We start from the raw sequence: 6,315 nt of genomic DNA on the forward strand, positions 1-6,315 counted from the left end.
TCGTGCTCCCGGAGGACATCGCCTCGGGGACCCACGAGATCCGCGCGGCGGGCGCTGGCTCGGGGTTGGAGGCCGCGGAGCGGTTCCCGGTGCGGACGGACATATCCCCGACGGCATCGACCCGCCGGACTCGGCGGGTCGGCGGGGTGGGTCTTCCTCGCCCTCGCGGCCCTGGCCCTGTCGGTCGCCGCGGCGGTCGCCGTCAAGCGAAGAGTCCTCTCCATGGCCGACGGCGACGACGGACCCGACGGTGCTGACGGACCCGACGGGCCCGCCGGTCCCGCCGGGCCCGACGACGTCCACGAGGACGACGTGAACCACCACCCCACGACCGTCGTCCAGCACGAGGAGCCCCGATGACCAGTCACCTGCGATCGACCCACCGCCGGGCCACGGCCCTGGCGCTGACACTGGTGCTCGCCTTCGGCGTGCTCCTGGGCACTCCGGCTGCGCACGCACAGGGCTCCGAGGTCGAGTTGACCGATGCGGAGTTCCGATGGGGGCTCAGCAGACAGAGTGCCGGGCCCAGCCACGGCCCCGGGCTCAACTTCCTCTCCGCCGGGGACAGCTCGTCGGCGCTCGCCGGGTCCGGGGCGACGATCACCGAACAGACGTGGAGAGCCACGTCGGGCGACGTCACGATCGAGAAGCGATCCGCGACCGGGGCCACGGCGGCCGCCACCTGGGCCGGCACGCAGACCGACCAGTCGGGAACGCCGATCCGTGACGCCGCCTCGAGCAGGTACAGCGGACTCGAGATGGTCTTCGGCAACGGCACCGGGACGGTCGACGCTGGGGCGGGCACCGCCGAGATCGAGTGGAGGGGCACCGCCTCGGTCCTCTACTACTCGGGCCTGGTGTTCCTCAGCGTCACCGACCCGGTCCTCACCGTCACGCCCACGAAGGCGACCGTCACCGCGACCCTGGGTGGGCGACGGAGTTCCCAGGACAACCCCGAGGTGTCGGTCCCGATCCCGTCGCGCACCGTCGTCGTCGCGAACCTCCCCCGGAATCGCGTGGAACTGGGTGGGAAAAAGGGTTTCTCCGTGACCCCCGAATACCTCCGCGTGCCCTATTCCGCCAAGCCGGGAGAGAATCCCCAGACGAGAGACGGGAATGACTGGGGAGCGTTCCCCGCTGAATTCGTCGACTTTGCCGCTGACGCCGGATCGGGAGGATTCTGGTATTCCACCGGGACCTCCGACAGCGCGAAACCCGCCCTCCCGATAGCGGTGAGTTGGAATCCGGATGACCCCGAGGAAATGCCGAATTCCGGAGGCTCGGGTGGGTCGAAAGGAATCGTGGGGCAGGTACTCGACAACACGGTCGAACAGGTCCTCCGCGCTGCGGGCGACGACGTCGCCGACACCGCGGCCGCCTGGATGGACGAGGCGTGGAAACCGCTCCAGCCCGATGCGGTGAGGGCGGCGCGGGAGGGGGCGGACCCGGGCGTGTCGCCCGAATCCCCGGCCGCCGAGGGGGTCCCCGTCGACGAGGTCTTCGAGGAGTACTTCGAGGAGTACTACACCTCCACCTCTCCGATGACCGCCGGCACCGTGGGCGGCACGCTCGCCTCGATCCCCGCGTCCTCCGCGACTCCCTCCACAGGTGGCCCCGCGCCCGCGGCGTCGACCGCTCTCGCAGACCAGGCGACGATCCCGGTGGCGGCCAACTCGCCGCTCCACGGCGCCGACGTGGTCTACGCCCAGACTTCCGCCTCCCAGAAGGCCGGAGACCCCACCCACCAATGGCAGTGGTGGGTGGGGACCGCAGTGCTCGCGCTCGCGGCAGTGCTGTTCTACCAGACAGTTCGACGAAAGGACTGATGTGAAGACTTCTCGATCCCGGCTCGCGCTCGCCGGCCGACGGGGCACGATGCTGGGGGCGACGCTCGCGTTGCTCGCCGGAGTCGTCGCCGCCCCGGCGGCCCAGGCGCAGGACGTCACCCCGGGCACCGTCTCGGACGCCTCGTTCGTCTGGGGCATCAGCGGATACGCGCAGAAGGGCATCTTCGGGCCGTGGCGGATCCTCGACGCCTCGGGTGACGCGTCGGCTCTCGTGGGGTCGGTCTCGGGGGGAACGCAGGCCGAATACACACCTGCGGCGTTCCCGGCCACCTCGATGCCCGTGAGTCTGGTCGGGGGCCAGCAGGCGACCCCCAACGCGATCACGTTCTCCGACGGTGAGGGCGTCCGCGGTACGGACGGCACCGTCACCATCGACTGGGACGGCGAGATCACCTTCAACGCCTACCCGGCGAATCTCAACGCTCCCGACGAGACCCTGGCCGATCCGAAGCTGACCGTCAACGCCGACGGTTCCGGAACGCTCAACGCCGATGTCACGATCGGCGCGGCGAACGACATGAACGGCAACCCCACTCCCGAGGTCAACGCCGGTCGCACGACCGTCCTGGCGTTCGGGCCGGGTGCCGCCCAGGTGGCCCAGGACGGCACCATCACCCTGTCCCCCCGGTACGCGGGAGTGCAGCACAACGGTGGGACCCAGGACCGGACCTGCACCACGCCGAACGTCTGGGGCGCGTGGACGCCCGAGTGGCTGGCGGCCGTGCCGGCGTCAGTGCACCCGCACTACTACAACACCGGCTGTGGCGGAGACCAGAATCTCAAGGGCCCGCTGCCCCTCCAGGTCACCTACGACCTGACCGAGGACGAGACCCAGGTGCCCGTCGGGACCCCGAAGATCCAGCTCTCCGAGACCACACTCGCCGCGGACGGCAGCCACCAGGTGACCATCACCGGCACCGGTTTCAACGACCGGTCCGTGGTGGGTGTCCGCCCGCCGCTGGCCGGAAAGCCCGCCGGGTTCTACCTGGTCTTCGGCAAGTTCGAGGACGCGTGGAAGCCGTCCGCGGGCGGGACCTCGGCGGCGCGCAAGGTGGTCGAACAGAAGTGGGTCCTCGCCGCGGAGAACCACGCCGTCATCGGGGGCGCCGCCGCCGGCGCCGTCGAACTGCGCCCCGACGGCAGCTTCACCACCACCCTCACCGTCTCGAAGGACGCGGCCGACGCGAAGTCGGAGACGGGCGGCTACGGCATCTACACCTATGCGGCCTCCGGCGCGGTCCACGCGCCGTGGGAGCTCAGCGCGCCGATCACCTTCACCACCGGTGGGGATGACGACGACGATGACGACACCGGAAACGTCGGTGGCGGTTCGCTCGCGGGTATGACGAACCTCTTCGGCAGCCTGATGTAGGTCACACGCGGAACGGGCCCGGCCCCGACACCCTCCCGGGGTGTCGGGGCCGCTTCTCGTCGGGTGGCCCGGGCGGGCGGTCAGCGAACGCCCTGGGCCTCCAGATCGAGGAAGATCCGGTGGTTGAGCTCGAAGGCCCGGGTGGCGGCGGCCAGCGCGGCTCCGCGGTCGGCCTCGCTCAGCGGGAGGGCGTCGAGAGCGGCCCGGTAGTCGTCCTTGTAGACCTTGGGCTTGGCGATGTCGAAGTCGTAGAAGCTCAGACCGGTCTCGATGCCGTAGTGGCGGCGCACCATCGTCCTGATGATCTGCCCGCCCGAGAGGTCGCCGAGGTAGCGGACGTAGTGGTGCCCGATCAGGGCGGCGGGGTCGGTGGCACACGCGTGCAGCTCGGCCACGTAGGCCTCGGTGGCGGGGACCAGGAGGTCGTAGGTGCGCCCCTGGGCGCGGTGCGACTCCAGGTCGGCACGCAGGGCGTCGGCCCGGTCGAGGCGCGGATCGAGGATGGCCGACAGTCGTGGGTCGGTGCCGGCCCGGCGGCAGGCGTCCTCGAGGGCCTCGTAGACGGGGAGTGACTGCCGCAGGAGTGCCACCAGACCTTCCGGCGTGCCCTCGCCGTTCATCAGGCGGGTGATGAACGAGGCGTTCTCCGCCTGTTCGTGCGCGGCCATCGTCGAGTCGTGTAATGCTCTCGACAGGGGTGCGGAAATGATCGTCTCCATTTGTCCTCCGGGCTTGTTAGGTATGCCTAAAGAGAATACGGCAACAATAAGGGGATAGCCATACCGGTATTGATGTTGAGTAACGTGAACAATGCCGGGTGATCGGACGGGAATGTGCCGGCCGAAAAGGCGAGCGTCCGCATGTCGCGGAATTACCCGGGAGGCCGGTCGTCGAATGGAAGGGGATATCGGGTGGACACCATCGTCACCGCCGACGAGCTGACTCCGGGTGATCGTCTCGAGCTCGGGCATCTCACCCTCACGGAGGAGGAGATCGTCGGTTTCGCGCAGCAGTGGGATCCGCAGTGGTTCCACACGGATCCCGTGGCGGCCGCGGGCGGCCACCACGGCGGGGTGATCGCCAGCGGGATCCACACACTGGCTGTCCTCCAGCGGCTCTGCGTCGAGTCGGTCTACTCGAGGTGGGCGGTGATCGCCGGACGGGGGTTCGACCGTCTCCGCTTCACGGCCCCTGTCCGGCCGGGGGACACGGTGACCGGCTCGGTACACGTGACGGAGGTGAGTCCGGACGAGACCAGAGCTCGGGTGACGATGGATCTGGAGATGCGCAACCAGGACGCGGCCGTGGTGCTGACCGCCACGATGACGGTGTTCCTGTGGCGCCGTGGACACGGGCCCACCCGCCCCCGGGAGGAGGAGGCGGGGTAGTCGGGGTGAGCCGGGTGAGGTGGGTGAGGTGAGTGTGCGGTGCCCCGTGCTCAGCCACGCTCCGCGGCGACGCGGCCCATCCGTGTGAAGGCCTCGGTGAGGAGCTCCTCCGAGCACGCGAAGTTCACGCGCGCGAACCCCTTGCCCTGGGAGCCGAAGGCGGGGCCGTTGCTCAGCGCCACGCGGCCGTCGTCGAGGAACGCCGCGGCGGGGTCGTCGCCGAGGCCGGGATAGGAGCGCAGGTCCAGCCACGCCACGAACCCGGCGTCGGGCCGCCGCCACCGGGCGCGGGGGAGATGCTCGGCCATGAGCCGGTCCATCAGATCGAGGTTCGCGGCCAGTGCGGCGTTCATGCTCTCCAGCCAGTCCAGCGACCCGGTCAGCGCGGCCTCGGCGGCGAGCGCTCCGAAGTGCCCCACGGCGCCCGACAGTGCCGAGCGCCGCACCTCGAACCGTTCCGGGTTGCCGTTGATCACGAACGCGCACTTGAGGCCGGCGAGGTTGAACGCCTTGGACGCCGACGAGATGGCCAGGCCCACCTCGCGGGCGGTGTCGGAGGCGGCCAGGAACGAGGAGAACCGGACCCCGGGCATGGTCAGGGGCGCCCAGATCTCGTCGGAGACCACCACGGCGTCGTATCGTGCGGCCAGGTCGGCGAGCCCGGCCAACTCCGCCGTGGAGTGGAGGACGCCCGTGGGGTTGTGCGGGTGGCTCAGCAGCACGGCCCGTGCCCCGTCGGCCAGGGCGCGCTCGATGCCCGCCAGGTCCAGCCGCGGGTCCTCGCCGTCGTGGTCGACCAGTGGCACCGCGACGGGCGACATCCCCACGCGCCGGATCCACGGTCCGAACGGCATGTAGACCGGCGGCGTGTAGACCACCCCGCTGCCGGCCGGCAGGATCCGTGCGAGTGATTCCCGGACGCCCACGCCGACGTCGTTGACGGGGACCACCGACTCCTCCGGGACGTCGAACCCGAACCTGGAGTAGTAGCGGGCGCACACCCCGGCGAGTCGCTCGATCTCCGCGAAGTACCCGGTGTCGCCGTCGGCCACGGCGGCGGCGAGACGCTCCCGGATCGCCGGGGCCAGCAGGACGTCGGTCTCCGCCACGAACAGCGGCAGGACGTCCTCCGGGTACGCCACCCACTTCTGGCTCCGGCGCCTGCGCAGGACGGACTCGGGGACATCGAGGGGGAACGGCACGGCGGGGGTCCTTTCGACCGGGTTCACAGGACCCCCAGGCTACTCAGCTGCCGGGCACGTACCCGGGATGCACCCACACGTCCCACACCGGACTCGAACCGTGGGGGGAGAGCGGCATCGTGGTCGAATAGGTGCCGGCGAGGCTGCCGCCGGAATGCGGGGGGACGAAGACCCCGCCGGAGGTCGTCATCCAGCCCATCCGCCGCGCGAGGTCATAGAGGCCGGTGTACGCCGACGTCGTGGACCCGGTCTGCGTGAAGAGTGAGTGCCAGACGTCGTTGACCACGCTGTTGTGCCGCAGCTCCACAAGGCCGCCGTCCGGGTCGAGCTGCCAACACCGCCCGTACGGGTGGCCGCGGTCGTTCGTGCAGAACAGCGGGCGAGAGGACCCGTGCGGTGAGAGCAGTCGGACCCGGTCGCCGATCATCCAGAACGCCGGCTGGTCCGGGGTGATGGTCTGACCGGGCGCCAGTTCGACGCCGTGACCAGGGACGAACGACGCCCGC

At 70.3% G+C, this 6,315-nt stretch carries 7 protein-coding genes; 4 read left to right on the plus strand and 3 right to left on the minus strand.

The window, feature by feature from the left end:
• Positions 1-222: 222 nt before the first annotated feature.
• From G6018_RS11970 to G6018_RS11980, 3 genes are read left to right on the plus strand one after another with little or no spacing between them, the layout of a single operon-like run.
• Positions 223-360, plus strand: a complete 138-nt coding sequence (locus tag G6018_RS11970) for a hypothetical protein (protein WP_182639712.1) — start codon at positions 223-225, stop codon at positions 358-360.
• Positions 357-1,826 carry a hypothetical protein gene (locus G6018_RS11975; RefSeq protein WP_182639713.1) on the plus strand — a complete coding sequence of 490 codons (1,470 nt, stop codon included), beginning with the start codon at positions 357-359 and terminating at the stop codon, positions 1,824-1,826. The genes G6018_RS11970 and G6018_RS11975 overlap by 4 nt, the downstream gene beginning before the upstream one ends.
• Before the next feature lies 1 nt (position 1,827).
• The gene (locus tag G6018_RS11980; RefSeq protein ID WP_182639714.1) at positions 1,828-3,219 is read left to right on the plus strand and encodes a hypothetical protein; all 1,392 of its coding nucleotides are present in this window, start codon (positions 1,828-1,830) and stop codon (positions 3,217-3,219) included.
• Positions 3,220-3,299: 80 nt separating this feature from the next.
• Here G6018_RS11980 and G6018_RS11985 read toward each other — a convergent pair whose 3' ends face one another.
• Positions 3,300-4,190, minus strand: coding sequence for a biliverdin-producing heme oxygenase (locus tag G6018_RS11985; protein ID WP_347237857.1), 891 nt, complete (start codon positions 4,188-4,190; stop codon positions 3,300-3,302).
• Between G6018_RS11985 and G6018_RS11990 the strand changes: the two genes are divergently transcribed.
• Positions 4,131-4,607, plus strand: a complete 477-nt coding sequence (locus tag G6018_RS11990) for a MaoC/PaaZ C-terminal domain-containing protein (RefSeq protein WP_259848311.1) — start codon at positions 4,131-4,133, stop codon at positions 4,605-4,607. The genes G6018_RS11985 and G6018_RS11990 overlap by 60 nt on opposite strands.
• Positions 4,608-4,657: 50 nt before the next feature.
• Here G6018_RS11990 and G6018_RS11995 read toward each other — a convergent pair whose 3' ends face one another.
• The gene (locus G6018_RS11995; RefSeq protein ID WP_179524646.1) at positions 4,658-5,809 is read right to left on the minus strand and encodes an aminotransferase class I/II-fold pyridoxal phosphate-dependent enzyme; all 1,152 of its coding nucleotides are present in this window, start codon (positions 5,807-5,809) and stop codon (positions 4,658-4,660) included.
• Between the two features lie 43 nt (positions 5,810-5,852).
• Positions 5,853-6,315 (minus strand): hypothetical protein (locus tag G6018_RS12000; protein WP_182639716.1); only part of this gene is annotated, 463 nt, incomplete at its 5' end.

It is taken from the genome of Dietzia sp. DQ11-44 (assembly GCF_014145205.1).
Classification (GTDB): Bacteria; Actinomycetota; Actinomycetes; order Mycobacteriales; family Mycobacteriaceae; genus Dietzia; species Dietzia natronolimnaea.

Bases quoted from the DNA above. Each gene is read 5' to 3' on its own strand.
- G6018_RS11985 (WP_347237857.1), bottom strand. From the start codon at position 4,190: ATGCCCGAGCTCGAGACGATCACCCGGAGTCAGCTCGTCGGCGGTGAC.
- G6018_RS11975 (WP_182639713.1), top strand. From the start codon at position 357: ATGACCAGTCACCTGCGATCGACCCACCGCCGGGCCACGGCCCTGGCG.
- G6018_RS11970 (WP_182639712.1), top strand. From the start codon at position 223: ATGGCCGACGGCGACGACGGACCCGACGGTGCTGACGGACCCGACGGG.